This window comes from Rhizobium sp. PEPV16, assembly GCF_008919455.1.
Classification (GTDB): Bacteria; Pseudomonadota; Alphaproteobacteria; order Rhizobiales; family Rhizobiaceae; genus Rhizobium; species Rhizobium leguminosarum_Q.
On the sequence record NZ_VSZV01000335.1, the window covers coordinates 1 to 20571 of the forward strand.

The 20571-nt window shown below is 62.2% G+C and carries 18 protein-coding genes; 10 read left to right on the plus strand and 8 right to left on the minus strand.

The features are described 5' to 3' along the window. Window positions 1–465: alpha/beta hydrolase (locus FY112_RS24310; RefSeq protein ID WP_181018274.1), on the plus strand; the 465-nt coding region annotated here is incomplete at its 5' end. On the opposite strand, the gene FY112_RS24315 is transcribed toward FY112_RS24310, so the two are convergent. Both FY112_RS24315 and FY112_RS24320 read right to left on the minus strand, forming a co-directional pair. Next, window positions 422–1207, minus strand: coding sequence for a polysaccharide deacetylase family protein (locus FY112_RS24315; protein WP_017957830.1), 786 nt, complete (start codon window positions 1205–1207; stop codon window positions 422–424). The two genes, FY112_RS24310 and FY112_RS24315, sit on opposite strands and share 44 nt — an antisense overlap. Further along, window positions 1204–2295 (minus strand): glycosyltransferase family 4 protein, encoded by a 1092-nt coding sequence (locus tag FY112_RS24320; RefSeq protein ID WP_017957829.1) that lies wholly within the window; start codon window positions 2293–2295, stop codon window positions 1204–1206. The genes FY112_RS24315 and FY112_RS24320 overlap by 4 nt, the downstream gene beginning before the upstream one ends. A 179-nt stretch (window positions 2296–2474) precedes the next feature. Here FY112_RS24320 and FY112_RS24325 point away from each other — a divergent pair, with 179 nt between their 5' ends. Together FY112_RS24325 and FY112_RS24330 are read left to right on the plus strand one after the other, a co-directional pair. Next, entirely contained in the window at window positions 2475–4193 is a 1719-nt protein-coding gene (locus FY112_RS24325; protein WP_017957828.1) for an adenylate/guanylate cyclase domain-containing protein, read from the plus strand. Continuing rightward, entirely contained in the window at window positions 4193–5071 is an 879-nt protein-coding gene (locus FY112_RS24330) for an FkbM family methyltransferase (RefSeq protein ID WP_151519450.1), read from the plus strand. The genes FY112_RS24325 and FY112_RS24330 overlap by 1 nt, the downstream gene beginning before the upstream one ends. 19 nt (window positions 5072–5090) lie before the next feature. Here FY112_RS24330 and FY112_RS24335 read toward each other — a convergent pair whose 3' ends face one another. Further along, on the minus strand, window positions 5091–5978 hold the full coding sequence (locus FY112_RS24335) for an NmrA family NAD(P)-binding protein (protein ID WP_017957826.1): 888 nt from the start codon (window positions 5976–5978) through the stop codon (window positions 5091–5093). Between the two features lie 83 nt (window positions 5979–6061). Between FY112_RS24335 and FY112_RS24340 the strand changes: the two genes are divergently transcribed. Then, the gene (locus FY112_RS24340) at window positions 6062–6994 is read left to right on the plus strand and encodes a LysR family transcriptional regulator (RefSeq protein ID WP_026158364.1); all 933 of its coding nucleotides are present in this window, start codon (window positions 6062–6064) and stop codon (window positions 6992–6994) included. A 304-nt stretch (window positions 6995–7298) separates the two neighbouring features. On the opposite strand, the gene FY112_RS24345 is transcribed toward FY112_RS24340, so the two are convergent. After that, window positions 7299–8204 carry an NAD(P)/FAD-dependent oxidoreductase gene (locus FY112_RS24345; RefSeq protein ID WP_017957823.1) on the minus strand — a complete coding sequence of 302 codons (906 nt, stop codon included), beginning with the start codon at window positions 8202–8204 and terminating at the stop codon, window positions 7299–7301. A gap of 131 nt (window positions 8205–8335) precedes the next feature. Between FY112_RS24345 and FY112_RS24350 the strand changes: the two genes are divergently transcribed. Together FY112_RS24350 and FY112_RS24355 are read left to right on the plus strand one after the other, a co-directional pair. Next, window positions 8336–8791: an Rrf2 family transcriptional regulator gene (locus tag FY112_RS24350; protein ID WP_017957822.1), complete on the plus strand. Its 456-nt coding sequence runs from the start codon at window positions 8336–8338 to the stop codon at window positions 8789–8791. 344 nt (window positions 8792–9135) lie between these two features. Next, window positions 9136–10926 carry an ABC transporter ATP-binding protein gene (locus FY112_RS24355; RefSeq protein ID WP_131719812.1) on the plus strand — a complete coding sequence of 597 codons (1791 nt, stop codon included), beginning with the start codon at window positions 9136–9138 and terminating at the stop codon, window positions 10924–10926. 75 nt (window positions 10927–11001) lie between these two features. On the opposite strand, the gene FY112_RS24360 is transcribed toward FY112_RS24355, so the two are convergent. Next, complete coding sequence (locus FY112_RS24360) at window positions 11002–11481, minus strand: class I SAM-dependent methyltransferase (RefSeq protein ID WP_094088497.1); 480 nt, start codon at window positions 11479–11481, stop codon at window positions 11002–11004. Window positions 11482–11606: 125 nt separating this feature from the next. Here FY112_RS24360 and FY112_RS24365 point away from each other — a divergent pair, with 125 nt between their 5' ends. Further along, window positions 11607–12782: a DUF3095 domain-containing protein gene (locus tag FY112_RS24365; RefSeq protein ID WP_131719810.1), complete on the plus strand. Its 1176-nt coding sequence runs from the start codon at window positions 11607–11609 to the stop codon at window positions 12780–12782. A 54-nt stretch (window positions 12783–12836) separates the two neighbouring features. Here the strand turns inward: FY112_RS24365 and FY112_RS24370 are convergent, their stop codons facing one another. The 3 genes from FY112_RS24370 to FY112_RS24380 all read right to left on the minus strand — a co-directional run bounded on the left by FY112_RS24370 (window position 12837) and on the right by FY112_RS24380 (window position 14835). Further along, window positions 12837–13109, minus strand: coding sequence for a Txe/YoeB family addiction module toxin (locus FY112_RS24370; protein WP_151519452.1), 273 nt, complete (start codon window positions 13107–13109; stop codon window positions 12837–12839). Between the two features lies 1 nt (window position 13110). Further along, a complete protein-coding gene (locus FY112_RS24375) occupies window positions 13111–13362 on the minus strand; it encodes a type II toxin-antitoxin system prevent-host-death family antitoxin (protein ID WP_017957817.1) in 252 nt (83 codons plus the stop codon). A 135-nt stretch (window positions 13363–13497) separates the two neighbouring features. Beyond that, a complete protein-coding gene (locus tag FY112_RS24380; RefSeq protein ID WP_151519453.1) occupies window positions 13498–14835 on the minus strand; it encodes a nucleotide sugar dehydrogenase in 1338 nt (445 codons plus the stop codon). A 441-nt stretch (window positions 14836–15276) separates the two neighbouring features. Here FY112_RS24380 and FY112_RS24385 point away from each other — a divergent pair, with 441 nt between their 5' ends. From FY112_RS24385 to FY112_RS24395, 3 genes are all read left to right on the plus strand, one after another. Beyond that, complete coding sequence (locus tag FY112_RS24385; RefSeq protein WP_151519454.1) at window positions 15277–16620, plus strand: adenylate/guanylate cyclase domain-containing protein; 1344 nt, start codon at window positions 15277–15279, stop codon at window positions 16618–16620. 154 nt (window positions 16621–16774) lie between these two features. Beyond that, window positions 16775–18664 (plus strand): ABC transporter ATP-binding protein, encoded by a 1890-nt coding sequence (locus tag FY112_RS24390; RefSeq protein WP_017957814.1) that lies wholly within the window; start codon window positions 16775–16777, stop codon window positions 18662–18664. Then, on the plus strand, window positions 18664–20571 hold the full coding sequence (locus FY112_RS24395; RefSeq protein ID WP_151519455.1) for an ABC transporter substrate-binding protein: 1908 nt from the start codon (window positions 18664–18666) through the stop codon (window positions 20569–20571). Before FY112_RS24390 ends, FY112_RS24395 begins: the two co-directional genes overlap by 1 nt.

The following is a 20571-nucleotide window of genomic DNA, read 5'->3' on the forward strand; positions in this document are numbered from 1 at the left end:
AAATATGCGGATATCGAGGCGACATGGACGCTTCCGAGATCGGAGATGAGGAGGGTGCTGGCGGAGGCGATCAGCGAGGAGAATTTCAAGGAGGAATTCCTCAACGATCTGCCGCCTCCCCTGGCCGATACGATCCCTCCCGATCTCTGGAAGCTGCATTGGTCGCTGATCACGCCGCGGCGCAAGGAAGTTGCCATAGACCTGATCGCCGGACTGAAGGAGAACCGGGCCTGGTTTCCTGAACACCGCAAATACTTGCGCGAATACCGGCCGCCCACCTTGATCGTCTGGGGTCCCAACGACCACTACATGCCGGAAAAATCGGCGCGGGCCTATCTGCGCGATCTGCCGGATGCCGAACTCCATCTGCTCGGCGGCGGGCACTGGCTGCTCGAGACGCATCTCGATGGCGTCGTCGCGCTCATGCGCGAGTTCCTTGAACGGGTTCACGCGCCTGAGCCTTGAGAAGTGTCGACGCCCGGGACCAGCGGACGGCGGGATGCCGCCCGGTAGTCGCAAACAAGGCTGACAAAAAATCCCATGCGGCCGCGTCATGCACCAGATGGTGCGTGAGCACGCCGATAGGCTCGTCGCTGCCGGCAAACCGGTCGTCAAGCTCCGCCACCAACTCGGTCACCAGTTCCGCCGCGCGCCGTCCGCCGCGCGTGCCGTGCCAGTCGATGATGTCGACATGGGTGTTGAGCAGCGGCATCGGCCGATCCTGCTTTGCCCGCCCATAGACTGAAAGGGCAGCAAATCCGAGGCCGGGCAGCGCCGGGATAAGGGCCGTATCGATCCGGTTCCACGGCGGCACCAGCACCGGCAGGAAGCGGGCCGGATGCAGCCGCTGCAGCAGCCGGAACCCTTCACCCAACTCGCCGAGCACGACATCCGCCGGCCGCTCGCCGCCGAGTTCCTGCTTCTTCCGCTCCGGCCCCGCGTGGTTCGTATGACACCAGCCATGCACGGCGACAGCGACGCCAGCCTCCTCCGCCAACCGCGCGGCCAAGGCCTCGCCGGTCAGGCCGGGAATGACGGCAAGCGCTAGCGGCACCCCGCATTCGCCAGTCAGCGCCAGCAGCGTCTCCAGATCAGGCGTCGGCTCGACGGCGTCGTCGTCCCGCAGCCACAAGCGCGCCACGCGGCCGGCGGCCTGCCAGCGGTCAAGCTCGCGGTGCAGGGGGGCCCAGGCTATCCGGTCGGTCATCGCGTCACTCCTGTTGCTGCGCTGTCGCGCAAAATTCCGTTCAATACCTGCGCCGCCATCGCAAGTGAGCGTTGCCCAAGCACCAAGCGCCGCGCCGCCTGCCCCATGGCGTCGCGCCTCTGCCTGTCGTCAAGCAGGGCAGCCACGGCCACGGCATAGGCGGCGACATCGCCATCCGGCGTCAGCAGGCCGGTCACACCAGCCTCGACCACATCAGGCACGCCTGCCGTTTCCTGCGCGACGACAGGGAGGCCGGCGGCCTGGGCCTCCAGATAGGCAAGACCATAGGCCTCGCCGCATCCGGGCCAGACATAGAGGTCGCCGCGTCCGAGCAATGCGGCGATCTGGGCGGCATTGCGCTCGCCCAGCCATTCGATGCGACCGGGAAAGTCGGCAAACAGCGCCTGCACCTCTTGGCGCATCGGCCCATCGCCGATGACGGCAAGGGACCAGGGCCGGTCTTCGATCAGCCGCAATGCTTTCGCAAGCATCGCATAACTTTCCATCTTGTCGCCGGCCCGCATCATCGCGACCGTCATCAGCCGGCACGGATTGGGCACCGGCGACGCCTTTTCGAAGAGCGCCGTGTCGATGAAGGGTTTCAGCCCGGCAAGCCGCGCTTGCGGAAAGGCGGCTGCAAGCCCAGCCTGATCGCGTTCGGTGAAGCTGATATTGACCGCCGCCCGCATGATCGCCTCGCCCACGAGCTTCTGGGCAGTGGCCCAGCCGGTCCGGTCGCGTTTTGCCGCATAGGAGGCTTCTGCGGTGATATAGGGAATGGCGAATTCGGCAGAGATAACAGGCCCGAACGGATCGGGCGATTTGTAATAGGGGTGATAGCAGAACCAGAGCTCCGGCCGCGGCCCAGATTTCCATGTCAGCCGCAGCCGCTCCAGCTCAGCGCCGATGGCTGGTTCGAGCGCCGCTGCCGCTTCCGGTGTAGACACATAAGTGCGGAATTCGGAGGCGACGTCGACCTGATGCCCACCAAGCTCCAGCGCCCGGATCAACAGCCGCGCCATCAGCCGGTCGCCTGAGGGCACCGGATGGTTCGGCGATTTCATCGGCGCGTAGAAAGCCACCCGCATTGGGACACCTCAGGTAAGACACACTGTTTACAACTTTCGCGCCTGTCGGGATAATCCCGCTATTGTCCCTTTGCCGAAAACTTGCGCATAAGCATATGGAATGTGATCGCGATAGAAGCAATTCCGCCTCTTTCCCAATCTCTATGGGCGTGCGGTTACATCGACAAGAACGGGAATGAATGACGACGGTCTCGGCCACAGAGATTTTTTCGGAGCGTACGATCAGAAAGGCGAGGCTTGGTTCCGGCCTCGTCATTTTTATCTTCGTCCTGCTGCATTTGTCGAACCACGCGATCGGCCTGATTTCCGTCGCCGCCGCCGATAAAGCCGCCCATCTCTTCCTGGCGATCTGGCGCAATCCCCTGGGGACCGCCGTCTTCTATTCGTCGGTTCTCATCCATATCGCGCTGGTGCTGCGCGCCATCTACATGCGTCGCAGCCTCGTCATGCCGAAGGGGGAAATGGCGCAGATCGTGCTCGGCCTGATGATCCCGCTGCTTCTCCTTGATCATGTCATCGGCACGCGCATCGCCCACGAGTTCTACGGCTACATAGACGACTACGAGACGGTCGTCAGCATGCTCTGGATCCGGAATCCGGCGAACGGCGCGCGGCAGGCGCTCGCCGTCGTCGCCGTCTGGATCCACGGCTGCATCGGCATTCATTTCTGGCTGCGCTACCGCTCCTGGTATCCGGACTTCGCACCGCTCATGCTGGCGCTCGCCATCCTCGTGCCGGTTCTCGCGCTGCTCGGCTTCGTCGAAATGGGCCGGACGCTCGCCGACCCTTCCTACCAGCGGTCAATGACCGTCAGCGCTTACAAGGAGGGCGTCAACACCCGTTACGCCTCGAACCCGGAAGTTCGCCGGCAGGTCGCCATGATCCGCGCCGGGCTCTACGGCGCTTTCTCGGCTTCGCTACTCATCGTCGTCGTCGCCCGCGCCCGGCGCAAGCTGAAAGAGCGGCTCGACCAGGTCGCCGTGCATTATCCGGGCGGCGAGGTGATTCGTGTGCCGCGCGGCTTCTCAGTGCTGGAAGCGAGCCGGCTCGGCGGCCTGCCGCATTATGCCGTCTGCGGCGGCAAGGGCCAGTGCTCCACCTGCCGGGTGCAGATCCTTGGCGATTACGAGAGCCTGCCGATCCCCGACAAGATGGAACAGACGACACTGAAGCGCATCAATGCCGGCCCCGATGTCCGGCTCGCCTGCCAGCTTCGTCCGAACCGTGACGTTGCCGTCGCGCCGCTTCTCGTGCCGGCGATCGAGGCGGCGCTTCCCGCCAACAGCCAGGAGACCAGCCCCGGGCGCGAGCGCGAGATCGCCGTGCTCTTCGTCGATATCCGCCATTTCACCACGCTGACGGAAACTCGCCTGCCCTTCGACGTCGTCTTCCTGCTGAACCGCTATTTCGCCATCATCGGCAAGGCGGTGGAGCAGTCCGGCGGTCGGCTCGACAAGTTCATCGGCGACGGCGCCATGGCGCTCTTCGGGCTCAACACGGCGCCGGAGGAAGCCTGCCGCCAGGCGCTCAACGCGGCAGCAGTGATCGTCGCCGAGATCGAGAAACTCGCCGCCGAGCTGGCCGACGAACTGGCGCTGCCGCTGCGCATCGCGATCGGCATTCACACCGGCCCGGCCGTCGTCGGCACGATGGGATACGGCCGGGTGCGCAGCATGACGGCGATCGGCGACACCGTGAATGTTGCGAGCCGGTTGGAAAGCGCTGCCAAGGAATTCGAGGCGGCGATCGTCATCTCCGAACCGGTGGCGAACCTTTCCGGTGCTGATCTTTCCGGCATCGAAAGCCGTGAAATCAGCGTGCGCGGCCGGGCCCTGCCCTTGAAAGTCTACGTCATTCCGAGAGAGAAAGCGGCAGAACCGCTCGAAGGAAAAACCTGATGCCCGGCAAGCCCTGGTTGACCGCCAAATACTGGAGCCGCCGGCTGCGTAAGGCGCGCAATGCCGCCGCTTCGCGCTTCTTCGACACCCGCTTCGGCCGCCGCCTACTGATCGAGAATATCGGCCCGCGCGTTGTCTCGATGACGGTCGATGCAGGCGACCACCTGATGACCTTCTCTCCCGCCGACTATATCGGCCGCAAGGTGTTCCGGAAGGGCCATTTCGAGCGCGAGGCCGTCGACCGGCTGATCGTCATCCTGCGCGAGCGCGGCCTCTTGCGAAAGGACGCGACACTGCTCGAGATCGGCGGCAATATCGGCACCCAGACCGTCTATTTCGCCCTCAGCGACACCTACATCAAGATCATCAGCATCGAGCCCGATCCGCGCAATTTCCCGCTCCTTGCCCTCAATATTCGCCAGAATCGGCTGGAGGAGAAGGTCCGCCTCGTCAACTGCGCCGCCGGCGAGCACGAAGGCGAGATCGACTTTTTCCTCAACCTCAACAATCACGGCAAGAGCAGCGCCATCCGCCAAGCCCCGAGCGACAGGAAGATCAGCGTGCCGGTGAAGCCGGTTTCCGAGATCCTTGCCGGTCTTTCGGTCGACCCGGCCTCAATCGGCCTCGTCTGGATGGATATCGAAGGCTACGAGCCGGTCGCTTGCCGGTCGATGCAGCCGCTGCTTGCCCGCCGCGTGCCGCTCTACATGGAGTTCACACCGCTCTTCTACGGCCCGGAAGGAACGAAAGCCTTCATATCCACGCTGTCCGGCTTCTACGAGGATTGCCTCACCCTCTTCGAGGACCGCGAGGTGGAGATGAAGGTCCGCGACCTGCCGGGGGAGTTCGATCAGTACAACGTGCTGTTCCTGCCATAGCAGATTCGACTTATTCCGATCATATCCGGCCGCCGCCGGCTGGTTCAACCGTCGCGGCAATGCGCTCTATCGCTGTCGCCAGAGAAGTCGTGCCGCGCCGGCGTTCGCTGTCGTTCTGGTGCATGAACAGGCCGTTGGCGATTCCCTCATACATGCCGAGAAGCGCGCTGGCCACCTCGGGGGGAAGGCCTTCCTCGACGAGCAGCGCGGCGCGGCGCCCCGGCGGAACAAGCACCGGCACCACCGGGCGGCCGAGAACCTCCGCGAAGGCCGACGCCACATCGCCAGCGCTCCAGTCTTCCGGTCCGCTCAACTCAACGATCCGTTTCCCGGTCCATTCCTCGCGCAACACGATTGCCGCGGCGCGCCCGACATCGATTGTGCTCACCATCGGAATTCTCTGGGAAGGTTCGAGAAAGGTCGGCAGCACGCTTTGCGACATGACAGCTTCCGCCACCTCGCCCCAGGCCTCGACAAAATAGCCCGACCGCAGGAAGGCGGTCGCCGGCGCCACCCCGTCAAGTAGCTCCTCGAACCGGTTGAGGGTGGCGATGACGCCAGTGCCGGAGACATGCTGCGCTCCGATGGACGACAGGACAACGGCCTTCGGCAGACGCGCCCGCCGTATTGCATCGGTCAGCGCCGCGCCAAGTTCTTCAGTGCGTGCATAGGGATCATCGCTCACCGGCGGCGGATTGAGTAGGAATGCTCCCGACGCGCCCTTCAGCGCCTCGGCCATCGCCTCGGCATCCTCGATGCTCGCGACGGCCACCTCAGCGCCGAGGGCTGTCCATTTTTCACCCTGCTCCTTGCAACGCAGGACGACACGCACGGCCTCGCCGACTTCGATAAGGGCGCGCGCTACCTCGCCGCCGGCCCGCCCGTTTGCTCCAAGTACAACATACATGATTGCCACTCCATCAGTTCTCGATAGAGGAACCAATAGGCGCGAAGTTGTCATGCGTCCAATGCATGATGTATATACTCAGCATGCGCAAAGTGAATTTACGCCGGATTGATCTGAACCTATTGGTGGCGCTTGAGGCGCTGCTGGATGAGAAAAACGTCACACGGGCCGCCGACCGGCTCGGCATGAGTCAGCCGGCCGCGAGCCGTGCTTTAGGCCGATTGCGCACGCTGTTTTCGGATGTGCTGCTGGTCGATGGGCCGGGTGGCTACGTCCTCAGCTCTCGTGCTGAAGAGGTGCATCCGGCGCTGCGCAGGATACTGGCAGGCGTAGGAGAACTGTTGGAAGCGAACTCGTTCGATCCCGCGACGGCGACGGGTCGAATCCGGCTGCTTATGCCCGATCTCCAGGCCGCCGCGCTCACGCCGCATTTGCTCGCCCGCCTTGCCCGCGAGGCACCGTCCCTCGATCTCGATATCGTCGCGCCGGGCACGAACGGGATCGAAGCGCTGGAGCACGGCGTGGCGGATGCGATGGTGGCGCTGATCGACGACGCGCCAGCCGGCATTCGTCGACGCGGCCTCTATGACGAAGAACTCGTGACGCTCATGCGGGCGCATCATCCTGCGCTCACCGAAAAACTCACGCTCGACCGCTTTCTGGCGCTTGAGCATATCGTGGTGAGTGTTACCGGCGTCGGGCTTGCACCTGTCGATGAGGTGCTTGCGCGTATGGGGCGAACGCGACGAGTGAAGCTGCGCGTGCCGAACTTCTTCGCAGCGGTCGAGATCGCCGCTCGCTCGGACCTCATCATGACCCTGCCATCGAGCCTGGCACGAGCGGCCGCCAACATGAGGCGCTTCGTATCGTTGCCGCCGCCCCTCGATCTTGGGAGCTTCACGATGAGCCTCGCCTGGCACGCGCGCCAGCAAGACGCGCCCAGGCATATATGGTTGAGACGTGCCATTGTCGCGGCGGTGATGGATATGTCGTCGGCGATTGACGTTGGAAGCTGAGTCCGTAAAGCGCGCTGTCTCTCGCATAACTCCTCAAACCGACTCCGCGTTTATCGAAGACGCATTAGATGTCTCCTTGAGCGCACGCCCAAGGGAAATATGCGTGCGCCGCATATATCGCAGGGAGCAGAACACTCAGGGCGAGGAGGCGGGTAATGTGGGCGGTGTGGGTCGCTTCAAACCAGTTTCTTCGCGCTTGTTCGCGCATGCTCATGATATCTGTTTTCGAGGACTGCGAGGTGGGGCACGAAGGCCCCCCGACCTGCTGGGGAAGAATCAACCCGTTTAACTTGCCGTTTCTGCCCTAAGCGGCCGACTGCATGACAAGCGATTGATGGCAATGCACGCCGGCGAGCACGCCGGCGGCGGAGGCGAGTGTGGCATTATGCATGGCGCTTGCCGCATCCCCGGCAGCAAAGACGCCCTTGATGGTGGTTTCCTTGTTATCACCGGTGCGGATGACCGGCCCGAACGGGCCGTCGTCGAAGGTGCAGCCGAGCTGTTCGGCAACCGGGCTCGCCATCGCCGTTTTCGGTGCGACGAAGACGGCATCGAGTGGTACAACGCGGCCATCGGCGAGGCGAACCGCCTCAAGCTTCGGATTGTCGCCCAACAATTCGACGATAGGGCTCCGTTCGATCCGGACGCCACGGGCCGTCAGCTTTACCAATTGCTCTTCGTCGGGCTCGAACAACGCCTGGGCGAAATAGGTCGTCTGTCCCCAGTCCGGAATCATCATGGCGGAATGCGCCGAATGCGGATGGTTTGCGAGAACGCCGAGCTTGCCGCCGCTGACCTCAAAACCGTGGCAATAGGGGCAGTGCAGCGCCGAGCGGCCCCATCGCTCCTGCAGACCGGGGATTTCGGGCAGCGTGTCGCTGACGCCGGTTGCGAGCACGATGCGCGCGGCTCGTTCTTCGCCGCCGTCTTCGGTGCCGATAATGAACGCGTCCCCATCGCTCTGCGCCCGGACGACTTTCCCCTCGCGGATGGTGATGGTCGGATACAGCGAAAGCTGCCGTTTTCCCTCCTGCATGATCGCCGCCGGCGTCTGGCCGTCCTGGCCGAGGAACCCGTGCGAGGCTTCGGAAAACCGATTGCGCGGCGCACCGGCATCGACGAGCAGAACCCGCCGCCGCGCCCTGGCCAGCTGCATGGCGGCCGAAAGGCCGGCAAAATTCCCGCCGATGACGATGGCTTCGAACGACATGGAACTCTCCCTTGATATCGAACTCATGACTCAACATAAGTTACATGAACCAACGTCGTCAAGCATCATGTTACTTGTCTTGTTACGATCCCTTTGCGATAATGACCCGTCCGATCGACAGGAAGAGACCCATGCGCAATGACAGCCGCCTTTCACGCATGCTGCACGTGCTGATCCACATGGATAAGCACCAGCATTCGGCGACCTCCGGAATGATCGCGAAAATGCTGAACACCAATCCCGTCGTAGTCCGCCGCACCATGGCCGGCCTTCGCGAACAGGGCTACGTCCGCTCCGAAAAAGGCCATGGCGGCGGTTGGACGCTGGTGCGTCCCTTGTCTGACATCACCCTGCTCGACGTCTATAACGCCATCGGGGAACCGCATCTCTTCGCCATCGGCCCGGCCGACGACCAGCCGCAATGCCTGGTGGAACAGGCGGTGAATGTCGCTCTCGGCGACGCTATGAAGGAGGCCCAGGCCCTGCTCCTCCAGCGGCTGGGCGGCGTGACGCTGGACAAAATCGCGGCCGACTTCGAGGCGAAACTGGCCACCCGCCCGGCCACATCCTATTCCTGCGCCTCCTGAGCGGTCGCGGCTCACAGGGTGTGTCGTTTCCGCATCACTTTCCGTAAGGTTGCAAATATCCGCTTGGCAATGGCGAATTGCTTCGGTACAAAACGCTCACCGCTTTAGTTCGAACATAAGGGAGGCGTTGCATGACACCAGCAATCATCGAAACCTTCCCGCACGGAATGTTCCGACGCTAGGTCATTTCCATTCGCGGCCCGCCTCGCGCGCCCGACATGCGGTTTTCCCTTAATTCACAGCCCGATTGATCCAACGGGATTATTTCGTCTCCCGCTTGGGCTGTGCCATCCAACTCTCTATTTTTGAGGACCGGTTGCTGAACACGGCGCCGAGCGATTAAAATGACTCGCAAGAAGCTCGATTTCCGCGCCGATGCCTATCGCCATGTGCTGGGCTTTGTTTTCCATCATTGGACCCATCGGCCTCTATTGGTGGCCATTATTATTGTGCTGGTGGTCGTCAGCACCCTGGCTGAAGTCATGGTGCCGGTGTTTTCCGGCCGGATCGTCGATGCCATTGCCGGCAGCAATGCGGCTGATGGTGCTCTGCGCGCCTTCGCCATCGTCGTGACACTCGGCCTCACCAGCGTGGTGCTGCGCTGGTTCATCTTCAACGGCATCATCCGGCTGACGCTGCGCACCATGGCGGATGTGGTCAATAACGGTTTCCACAAGGTGCAGCGGTTCTCGACCGACTGGCACGCCAACAGCTTTGCCGGCTCGACGGTGCGCAAGATCACCCGCGGCATGTGGGCGCTCGACCAGCTCAACGACTTGCTGCTGGTCGCCCTGCTGCCGTCCATCGTCATGCTGGTGGGCGCCAGCATCGTGCTCGGCAGCTACTGGCCAATCATGGGCCTGATCGTGGCTGCGGGGTCGCTGATTTATATCGGCGTGACCGTGGCGCTTTCCATGGGCTTCGTGTCGCCGGCGGCACGGCTTGCCAATGCCTGGGACACCAAGCTTGGTGGTGCGCTGGCAGATGCCATCAGCTGCAATTCGGTGGTCAAGGCCTTCGGCGCTGAAAACCGCGAAGAGGGACGCTTGCGCCACGTGCTGACCAAATGGGACAGCCGGACGCGACGGACATGGAAGCGCGGCACCTTGAGCGGCACGATCCAGGGCTTCATGATGGTTTCCATGCAGGCAGGTATTCTGGGAACGGGCCTTGTCATGTGGCAGCAGGGGTTGGCGACGCCTGGCGACATCACCTTCGTGCTGGCCATGTTCTTCGTTCTGCAAGGCTATCTGCGCAATGTCGGCCAGGACATCCGCAATCTGCAGCGTGCCGTCAACGACATGGAAGAACTGGTGCTGCTCGACAAGATGCCGCTCGGTATCGAAGACAAGCCCAACGCCAAGCCGATCAAAATTGGCGAGGGCGAGATCGTCTTCGATCGTGTCACTTTCCAGTATGGGGCGCATCCCACCCCGCTTTATGAGGACTTTTCGGTCACCATCAAGCCGGGTGAGCGCGTGGGCCTGGTCGGGCATTCGGGCTCCGGCAAGACGACCTTCGTCAAGCTCATCCAGCGGCTCTATGACGTGAACTCGGGCGAAATCCGCATCGACGGACAGGATATCGCGGCGGTCAAACAATCAAGCCTGCGCGGCCAGATCGCCATCGTGCAGCAGGAGCCCATCCTGTTCCACCGCACGCTGGCGGAAAACATCGCCTATTCCCGGCCGAACGCCTCGCGACGCGAGATCGAGCAGGCGGCAAAACAGGCCAGTGCCCACGACTTCATCATGGAGCTTCCCAAGGGCTATGAGACGATGGTCGGGGAACGCGGCGTCAAGCTGTCGGGCGGCGAGCGGCAGCGTGTCGCCATTGCCCGTGCCTTCCTGGCTGATGCGCCGGTGCTGATCCTGGACGAGGCGACGTCGAGCCTCGACAGCGAGAGCGAAGTGCAGATCCAGCAGGCGATGGAGCGCCTGATGAACGGCCGCACGACGCTGGTCATCGCCCACCGGCTGTCCACGGTGCGAGCACTGGACCGGCTGCTGGTCTTCGACAAGGGAAATATTGTCGAAGAAGGCGACCACCAGGCGCTGATCCGGCTCAATAACGGTATCTATCGCCGGCTGTTCGAACGGCAGGCGCTGGAACTGACCAAGGGTCTGGTGGCGTAACCGAAACACGATAGCGCCGCGCGTCTTTCAGACGCGCGGCGCTGTAGCACTTTGTACTGCTGCCGATGCTATCCTTTACGTCCTTCGGTAGAGGAAATAACGGCCTTCCTTGATGCCGTCCGGCAGCGGCAGCGCCACCAGCTCGGGATGCTCCAGCGGCAGCCCGCTGACGGCGATGCCGTTATGGGCGAGCACGCCGGCTATCAGTTGCGGCAGCCAGGTCAGCGTCACCGCGTCGATCTCGTCATGGCCGGTGCCGATATCGGCATGGGCAAGGGCTGCACCGATGCCGACGAAGGCCTGGCCGGACTCGTGGATATTGCCGGTCACCATATCTTCTGCCGCTGGTGTCGAGGCCGAATAGGAACGGACTTCCCAGTCGAAAGCGACGATGCGCCGGCCGGGAAAGTTCTCGCGCAGGTGATCATAGGTGCGCCCGTTGCCGAGGCCGAACTCCAGCACCGGGCCTGGCGTTTCCCCCACCAGATCGATGATCGAGTTCAAAATGTCGCGTTGAGCCGTCAATCGGCGAATGAAGCTGTCGAGGCGGCTCATCTAATCCGTATCCGTGATGAAAAATCGTGAGCGCGTGCTAACACATGGAACCTTGCCAAGTCGATTGCCGTAAATGGGAATTGGCGTTGCAGCAGCGACATGGGTCTGTGCTAAGCTGAATGGGAATGACAACCGTGACCGACGAAGACTTCTTTGCCGCCCTGCCGCTCTTCAGCGCTTTCGAGGGCGTGACCGATCCGGGCAACTACCGGCCGCTGCCGGACGGATGGGTGCTGGCGCTGGCCGACATCGTCGGCTCGACGCCGGCGATCGCCGCCGGCCGTTACAAGGACGTCAACATGGCGGGCGCCAGCGTCATATCGGCGGTGCTAAATTCCGTCGGCAAGGGCGATTATCCCTTCGTCTTCGGCGGCGACGGCGCGCTGATTGCGCTGCCGGGTTCGCTGGAAAAGCAGGCGCGCGACGCCCTTGCCGCCGTGCAGGTCTGGGTCGAGGAGGATTTGGGCCTGACGCTGCGCATCGCCATCGTGCCGGTCGCCGACACCCGCGCCGAGGGCCTGGACGTCCGCGTCGCACGTTACTCCGCAAGCCCTTATGTCACCTATGCGATGTTCTGGGGCGGCGGCACCAGCTGGGCCGAAAAACAGATGAAGCTCGGCCGGTACGGCGTTGACCGCGCACCTGCCGGAACGCGCCCCGATCTCACCGGCCTTTCCTGCCGCTGGAGCCCGATCGAGGCCAGGCACGGCGAGATCGTCTCGATCATCGCGGTTCCCGGCGAAGGCCGGCCAGGGCAGGAATTCCGGGACCTCGTCAACGGCATCGTCGCCATCACCACCGAGCAGAACCGGGACAGCCATCCGGTGCCAGTTGATGGTCCGAACCTTGCCTTCTCGCTGCACGGCATCAACCGCGAAGCCAAGGCCACCGCGCCGGCAGGCCGACGACTGCGGCAGAAACTCATCATCTTCCTGCAGCTCGCCATCACGGTCGTCTGCTACAAGCTCGGCATTCCGTTCGGCCGCTTCGACGCCCGCCGCTACAAGCGCGACGTCGCCGGCAATTCCGATTTTCGCAAGTTCGATGATGGGCTGAAGATGACGATCGACGTCGACGCCGAACATCTGAAACGGATCGAGACGCTACTGGAAGCGGCGCGGGCCAAGGGCATTGTCCGCTACGGCCTGCATCGGCAGGCCTCGGCGCTGATGACCTGCTTCGTGCCGACGCCAATTTCGCGCGACCATATGCATTTCATCGACGGTGCGGCCGGCGGTTATGCGGTGGCCGCGAGCCGGATGACCGGCAAATCGCTTTCTACAGCGCCGAGCATGATTTAACACTATGATCGCGCAAGCTTTCGCACGTCGCGATCAACTGCACTGCGCAAGAACCTATTTTTCGTAGTGAAATCGGCACTGGATGATTTCCAGCTGCTGGTTGGCACCCTTGCCAGTGACGCAGTAGACGAGCCGATGCTCTCCGAGTATGCGCCTTGACCAAAATCCGGATAGATCGCCCTTCAGTGGCTCTGGCTTGCCCAGACCTTTAAAGGTTGACCTTTTTGTATCCTTCAGGAGTTCGTTGATTTTCTCGACCATCTTCTGGTCGTTTTTCTGCCAGTATTCGTACTCTTCCCAGGAATTAGGGGTCCATAGCAATTTCATGTCAGAGAGTTGGATCGCTCTCTATCACCTGCCCCTTTCGAAGCTGTCCTATACTTTCGCGTAGCCGGGCAGAATTAGCAGGCGTCGAGAGCAGGTGTAGCGTCTCTTGCATACTCTCGTACTCGCCTTCGGCAACCAGGACCATTGCTTCCGAGCCTTGACGGGTCACAAGCAGAGGAGCCCGAGAAGAGAGGACTTGATCAAAATAGGTTGCAATGTTTTGCCGGAACTCCGTCAAACGAACATGGGCCATTCGACATCCTCTCCTAGTTACCAAGTGTACGGATATATGTACAGATTGCTGGAATGTCAAGTACGGGCCATCAGCCCGCCCGCCATCTCGGTGAGGGTCGCTGCCGAATAGCAGACTTATGCAGTGACGTTTCCGTCACGCCTTTATGACGTGATCGGCCGAGAGGCCGAGCCGGTTGAAGACGTTGCGGGTGTCGACAATGAGCGAGGCGCTTTTTGCGAGCGCCGCATAATCGACCCGATCGTGGTCGGTCGCGACCAGCACCGCATCGTAGCCGGCAATGGTATCAGGCGTCAGCGTCACCGACTTGCGGCCTTTCAGCGCCTGGTATTCGCGCGTCGGCGGAATCTCGGCGACGAAGGGATCATGGTAATCTGCGTGTCCGCCACGCTCCTCGATGATCTCGATCAGCCGCAGCGACGGGCTCTCGCGGATATCCGCGACGTTCTTCTTGTAGGCGAGCCCGAGCACCAGCACCCTGCTGCGGCTCAATGCCTTGCCGGCACGGATGTCGAGGGCTTCGGCGAGCTTGCCGACGACATAACGCGGCATTGCCGAATTGATCTCGCCGGCAAGCTCGATGAAGCGGGTTGGCAGCTCGTACTCGCGCGATTTCCAGGTGAGATAGAAGGGATCGATCGGGATACAATGGCCGCCGAGGCCGGGGCCGGGATAGAAGGGCATGTAGCCGAAGGGCTTGGTCTTGGCCGCTTCGATCACTTCCCAGACGTCGATGCCCATCGCCGCATAGACGGTCTTCAGCTCGTTGACGAGGGCGATGTTGACCGAGCGGAAGATGTTTTCGGTGAGCTTCACCGCCTCGGCCGTCGCATTCGAAGAGACCGGAACGACGGACGATACCGCCGCACCATAGAAGGCCTTCATTAGCGCCAGCGCCTCGGCCCCGTCGCCGGCGACGACCTTGGGAATCGTGGCGGTATGATAATGCTGATTGCCGGGATCCTCGCGCTCCGGCGAGAAGCCGACGAAAAAGTCCGAGCCGGACTTCAGCCCCGTGTCTTCGAGAATGACCTTCACCACGTCATCGGTCGTGCCGGGATAAGTGGTCGATTCCAGCACGACGAGCTGACCGGGGCGCAAATGCGCGGCGATGGAGCGCGACGTCGCCTCGACGAAGGAAAGATCGGGATCGCGATGCTTGGTGAGCGGCGTCGGCACGCAGATGATGACGACGTCGCACTCGGCAAGGCCGGCGAAATCGGTCGTCGCCTTGAAGCGGCCCGCATCGATCTCGGCAGAAAGCGCCTCGTCGCTCACCGCGTCGATATAGGAGCGGCAGGCATCGAGAGCCACCATCTTGGAGGGATCGATGTCGAAGCCGGTGACCGCAAAGCCGCTGCGCGCCACCGCCATCGCCAGCGGCAGGCCGACATAGCCAAGGCCGATGATGCCGGCACGCGCCGCGCGGGTTTCGATCTTCTGCAAAAGCGTATCGAAGGTGGAGATGGCCAAGGCGGAATCTTTCAAACGGGGAAGAGAAGGCTGATCTAATGCATGCTCCAGGCAAATTAAACCCGGGCTGCTTTTCTCCGCTGACGACAGGAGCAGAAAATAGGGCCGCAACCCCTTGCGATGCTTATCCGGGTGTGGCCGAAATGACTCGGCGACGGGCTTTGCTGCAACTTGAGCGCACAAAAAAATGCGCATCCCATTGTTTCGCATTTGCAGCATCCCTATTTTGACTTTTGATAATGAACCACCTGGAAAGGACAACCCGTCCGATCTCCCGATATGGGGAGCTGAGGGGCGCCGCTGCCGGGCTTTCGGCAGATCCGTTGACACAATAATACCGCTCGTACATCCTGATTTCCTTGTGACCTGCGCATGAAAATGTGCCGGCCGAGGGACTTTTGACTCTTGGGGATGGCGTGCCTTATGAGGATCATACCAAGAATGAGCACGATCGAATCCAGCGTGTCCTCCATCCTGTTGGACCGGGTCGCTGAATGGCTGACGAACTCTTCGCTGGCCGGAGACGAGCTTGAAAACATCGTCCGCGGTTTCTGCGAAAGGCTAACGGCTGCAGGCCTGCCGCTTGCGCGCGTGCATCTTTCTTTCTCGATGTTGCATCCGCTCTACGATGCGCTGAGCTTCACCTGGCGGCGCGCCAGCGGCGTCACCATCGAGGGCTTTCGCATGCCCGCCGGGCAGAAGCCGGACCGCTTCCTGCAGAGCCCTTATTATTACCTGCTCGACAACAATCTGCAGCACATCCGCCGCCGGCTGATGCAGGATGGGCCGAACGAATTTCCGATTTTCGAGGACCTGCGCAAGGACAGCATCACCGACTATCTCGCCTTCGTGCAGCCCTTCGGCGATGGTTCCGTGCAGGGCATGATGGGTTCCTGGTCGACGGACCATAACACCGGCTTTTCCGACGACATGATCGATGCGCTGCTGAGGATGCAGAACCATCTGGCGGTCGCCGCCAAGAGGGCGGTACTCGGCAAGCCCGCCAACAACATGCTGACCACCTATCTCGGCGGCGACGCCGGCAAGCGGGTGCTGAATGGCCAAATCCGCCGCGGCGACGGTGAGACGATCCGCGCGGCGCTGGTCATGGGCGACATGCGCGAATCCACCATGTATGCCGAAAAGGAAGGCCGGCAGGCCTATATCGACACGCTGAACCAGTTCTTCGACGCGATCGCCGCCCCGTTCAATCGTAACGGCGGCGAGATCCTGAGTTTCCTCGGCGACGGCTTCCTCGCCGTCTATCCTTGCGGACGTCACAAGGACCCATCGAAAATTGCCTGCGAGGCAGCTCTTTCGGCCGTCCATCAGGCGCAGGCGCGGGTTGCCGAACTCAACAGGGACCGCGAGCAGAAGGGCTTGACCAGGATCGGCTACGGCATCGGCCTGCATGTCGGCAACGTCATGTTCGGCAATGTCGGCCTCAAGGACCGCCTGACCTTCTCCGCCTTCGGCTCGGCGGTCAACGAGGTGCAACGTCTGCAGATCCTGACCAAGAAATACGGCCGCGAGGTCGTCGCCAGCCAGGCCTTCGCCGGCTATTGCGGCGGCGAATGGACGACGCTCGGCGAAGAGAAGCTGCGCGGCATCCGCCAGAAGGTGACCGTGCTGCAGCCGCGCGCGCCGGCGCCGGCAATCAACGTCGACGAGAGCTTCCGCGAGGCCGTGCAGAATGGACTTTCAGAAGCCGAGCAGGTCATTCTCCTGCATCGCGATGCAAAGAAACATGTCGAGCGCACCAGCATGGAGAAGTTCATCCAGTAAGCGCGTGCAACCCCTGTCATAATCTGCGCGTCTCGCCCGGGGAACTTCGGCGGGGCATGCTGGTTTATCTATGATTGTCATCAGCTAGACACCCTGTTTACGGTACGATAGTGTGCCTTAACGGGAACATAGAAGACTGGGGAATTTCATTGGTATGGCGTCTGCAGCGGATCTGTTGCGTATTGAAAATCTCGACGTCTCCTTCTCGGTTTTCGGTGACCGGCTACGCGTCGTAAAACAAGCAAATCTTCGCATTCTTCCGGGCAAGGTCACCGCTCTCGTCGGTGAATCCGGCTCGGGAAAATCGGTAATCAGCCAGTCGATCATGGGCATCCTGCCCAATCCGGCCAAGGCCTCGGGCAGCATCCTTTTCACCGATCCGCTCGACGGCAGCACAACTGATATCCTGTCCTTTCCGCGCGACAGCGAGGAAATGCGCGATCTGCGCGGCCGGCGCATGGCGACGATCTTCCAGGAGCCGATGACCTCGCTCTCGCCGCTGCATACGATCGGCAATCAGATCAGCGAAGTGCTGCTGATCCATACCGAAGCCGACAAGCAGGAAGCCCGTGAGAAGACCGAGGAGATGCTCGGCCTGGTCGGCTTCTCTAACCCACATCGCACCTACGACATGTATCCGTTCGAACTGTCCGGCGGCATGCGGCAGCGCGCGATGATCGCCATGGCGCTGATCTGCAAACCGGCGCTATTGATTGCCGACGAGCCGACGACCGCGCTCGACGTGACGATCCAGGCGCAGATCCTGGAACTGCTCCGCGAGCTGCAGGCGAAGCTCGGCATGGCGATGCTGCTGATTACCCACGATCTCGGCATCGTCGCCAACATGGCCGACGAGGTTGTCGTCATCTACCACGGCGAGATCATGGAAGCAGGACCCGTCGAGGATATCTTCCGCAATCCGCAGCATCCCTATCTCAAGGGCCTGATGGCCGCCGTTCCGCATTTTGACATGAAACCGGGCGAGCGGCTGAAAGCGCTGCGCGATGTAACGGTCAATCTCGAGTCCCTGGTTGGCAAGAAAAAGCCTCTCCAGGCAGAGGCGCCGGGCATCCTGCTTTCCGTCGCCAATCTCTCGAAGACCTACAAGACGCGCAAGCGCAGTTTCTTCGGCAAGCACGAAGCCACCGTCCTGCGCGCCGTCGACGACGTCAGCTTCGACATCCGCCGCGGCGAATGTCTCGGCCTGGTGGGCGAGTCCGGCTGCGGCAAGACGACGCTCAGCAAGATCCTGATGCGCGCCATCACGCCGGACAGCGGCGCGGTGGTGTTCAATGACGGCAAGGAGGTCGTCGACGTCCTCTCCGTCAAAGGCTCAGAACTGCAGGACATGCGGACCAAGATCCAGATGGTGTTCCAGGACCCGGTCTCCTCGCTCTCGCCACGCATGACGGTGCGCAACATCCTGAGTGAACCACTCGAGATCCATGACCGCGGCGACAGTGACGAGCGCAAGCGCAAGGTCGAAGGGTTGATGGCGGCAATCGGCCTCGACAAGCGTTATCTCAGCCGTTACCCGCACAGTTTTTCAGGCGGCCAGCGTCAGCGCATCGGCATCGCGCGCGCACTCGCGCTCGGCCCGAAGCTCGTCATCCTCGATGAGCCGGTCTCGGCGCTCGACGTCTCCGTGCAAGCGCAGATCCTCAACCTGTTGAAGGACTTGCAGAAGGAACTGGGGCTTACCTATCTATTCATTTCGCACAATCTCGCCGTCGTCGATTACATGGCCGACCGCATCGCGGTGATGTGCAAGGGCCGCATCGTCGAGATTGCGCCGCGCGAGATCATCCTGCGCGATCCGGTGCACCCCTATACGAAATCGCTGCTCGCCGCCGTCCCCTTTCCCGATCTCGACCGGCCGCTCGATTTCAAGGCGCTCAGGGAAAACGGCGCCGCCGACAAGCAGAACTGGGGCGCGACCTTCACCGCCGAGCATGACGACGCTTCCGAACTTGCCTATGCCGACCTCGGCGACGGCCATCTGGTGCGCGCCCGCAAAGGCGCCGATGCCAAGGAGTTGCGCTGATGGTGACGCGTCGCATCTTTCTCGGCGGCCTTGTCGGTGCTGCGATCGCACCCGCGGTGCTTCGCGCCGGACAAGACAGCGAGCCGGAATTCCTGAAGGAGCGGTTGGCATCAGGCAGCCTGCCGCCGATGGCCGAGCGCATTCCCGCTCGCCCACGCATCGTCAACCTGAAGGAGATGGGGCTGCAGCCCGGCACCTATGGCGGCACGGTGCGCACCATCATCGGCGGCCAGCGCGACATCCGGTTCATGACGATTTACGGCTATGCCCGTCTGGTCGGCTATGACAAGCACCTGCAGTTCCAGCCGGATATTCTGGCCGATTTCCACGCCGAGGACGAGAGGGTCTTCACTTTCACGCTGCGCGAAGGTCATAAATGGTCAGACGGCCAGCCGTTCACAGCCGACGATTTCCGCTATTGGTGGGAAGACGTCATCCTGAACGAGAAGCTGACGCCGGGCGGCGGCGCGCTGGAGCTTCGTCCGCATGGCAGCCTGCCGCGCTTCGAGATGCTCGATCCGCTGACGGTGCGCTACACCTGGGAAAAGCCCAACCCGATGTTCCTGCCGACCCTGGCGGGGCCCTTGCCGCTCGTCATCGTCGGGCCGGCGCATTACCTGAAGCAGTTCCACAAGAAATTTCAGTCCGACGAAGCGAAGATGGAACAGATGATGAAGGCCAGCCGCGTCAAGAAGTGGCAGGACCTGCACATCAAGATGGCGCGCTCGTACCGTCCTGAGAATCCGAACCTGCCGACGCTCGATCCCTGGCGCAACACGACGCCACTGCCGGCCGAGCAATTCGTCTTCGAGCGCAACCCGTTCTTCCACCGCGTCGACGAAACCGGCAGGCAGCTACCTTATCTCGACCGTTTCGTCCTCAACGTCTCCTCCTCGTCGATCATCGCCGCCAAGGCCGGGGCCGGCGAAGCCGACCTGCAGGCGACCGGCATCGATTTCAACGACTACACTTTCCTGAAGGAGGCCGAGAAGCGCTTCCCGGTGAAGGTCAATCTCTGGAAGCTGGCGCGCGGCTCGCGCATCACGCTCTTGCCGAACCTCAACTGTGCCGACGAGGTGTGGCGCGGCCTGTTCCGCGACGTGCGCCTGCGCCGGGCGCTGTCGTTGGCGATAAACCGGCACGAGATTAACATGGTCGCTTTTTACGGTCTGGGAACGCCGAGCGCCGATACCGTCCTGCCCGATAGCCCGCTCTTCAAGCAGGAATATGCCGATGCCTTCGTGAAGTTCGATCCCGACGAGGCCAACCGCCTGCTCGACGAACTCGGCTTGACCAAACGCGGCGACGACGGCATTCGGCTGCTGCCGGACGGGCGTCGCGCCGAGATCACCGTCGAGACCGCCGGCGAGAGCAATCTGGACACCGACGTGCTGGAACTGGTGCGAGATCACTGGGCCAATATCGGCCTGGCGCTCTATACCCGGACCTCGCAGCGCGATGTCTTCCGCAATCGCGCTATGAGCGGTTCGATCATGATGTCGATCTGGTACGGCCTCGACAATGGCGTGCCGACGGCCGACATGTCGCCGGCCGGCCTTGCGCCCACACTCGACGATCAGTTGCAATGGCCGCTCTGGGGCATGCATTACCTCTCCGCCGGCCAGGAGGGGGTCGCACCCGACCTGCCGGAGGCAGCCGAGCTGGTCAACCTGCTCAGCCAATGGGGCTCGACGGCGAAGTTCGAGGAACGCCAGGTGATCTGGCACAGGATGCTGTCGATCTATACGCAGCAGGTCTTCTCGATCGGCCTCATCAACAGCACGCCGCAGCCGATCCTTCGCGCCGCCAAGCTGCAGAACCTGCCGGACAGAGCGCTCTACGGCTTCGACCCCACCTCCTATCTCGGCGTCTACATGCCGGATGCATTCTGGTACAAGGAGGCCTGA

Coding starts and splice junctions, on each gene's coding strand:
- FY112_RS24320 (WP_017957829.1), bottom strand. CDS start 2,295: ATGCGGGTGGCTTTCTACGCGCCGATGAAATCGCCGAACCATCCGGTG.
- FY112_RS24330 (WP_151519450.1), top strand. CDS start 4,193: ATGCCCGGCAAGCCCTGGTTGACCGCCAAATACTGGAGCCGCCGGCTG.
- FY112_RS24355 (WP_131719812.1), top strand. CDS start 9,136: ATGACTCGCAAGAAGCTCGATTTCCGCGCCGATGCCTATCGCCATGTG.
- FY112_RS24370 (WP_151519452.1), bottom strand. CDS start 13,109: ATGAAATTGCTATGGACCCCTAATTCCTGGGAAGAGTACGAATACTGG.
- FY112_RS24335 (WP_017957826.1), bottom strand. CDS start 5,978: ATGTATGTTGTACTTGGAGCAAACGGGCGGGCCGGCGGCGAGGTAGCG.
- FY112_RS24325 (WP_017957828.1), top strand. CDS start 2,475: ATGACGACGGTCTCGGCCACAGAGATTTTTTCGGAGCGTACGATCAGA.
- FY112_RS24315 (WP_017957830.1), bottom strand. CDS start 1,207: ATGACCGACCGGATAGCCTGGGCCCCCCTGCACCGCGAGCTTGACCGC.
- FY112_RS24360 (WP_094088497.1), bottom strand. CDS start 11,481: ATGAGCCGCCTCGACAGCTTCATTCGCCGATTGACGGCTCAACGCGAC.
- FY112_RS24345 (WP_017957823.1), bottom strand. CDS start 8,204: ATGTCGTTCGAAGCCATCGTCATCGGCGGGAATTTTGCCGGCCTTTCG.
- FY112_RS24395 (WP_151519455.1), top strand. CDS start 18,664: ATGGTGACGCGTCGCATCTTTCTCGGCGGCCTTGTCGGTGCTGCGATC.
- FY112_RS24340 (WP_026158364.1), top strand. CDS start 6,062: ATGCGCAAAGTGAATTTACGCCGGATTGATCTGAACCTATTGGTGGCG.
- FY112_RS24390 (WP_017957814.1), top strand. CDS start 16,775: ATGGCGTCTGCAGCGGATCTGTTGCGTATTGAAAATCTCGACGTCTCC.
- FY112_RS24385 (WP_151519454.1), top strand. CDS start 15,277: ATGAGCACGATCGAATCCAGCGTGTCCTCCATCCTGTTGGACCGGGTC.
- FY112_RS24365 (WP_131719810.1), top strand. CDS start 11,607: ATGACAACCGTGACCGACGAAGACTTCTTTGCCGCCCTGCCGCTCTTC.
- FY112_RS24350 (WP_017957822.1), top strand. CDS start 8,336: ATGCGCAATGACAGCCGCCTTTCACGCATGCTGCACGTGCTGATCCAC.
- FY112_RS24375 (WP_017957817.1), bottom strand. CDS start 13,362: ATGGCCCATGTTCGTTTGACGGAGTTCCGGCAAAACATTGCAACCTAT.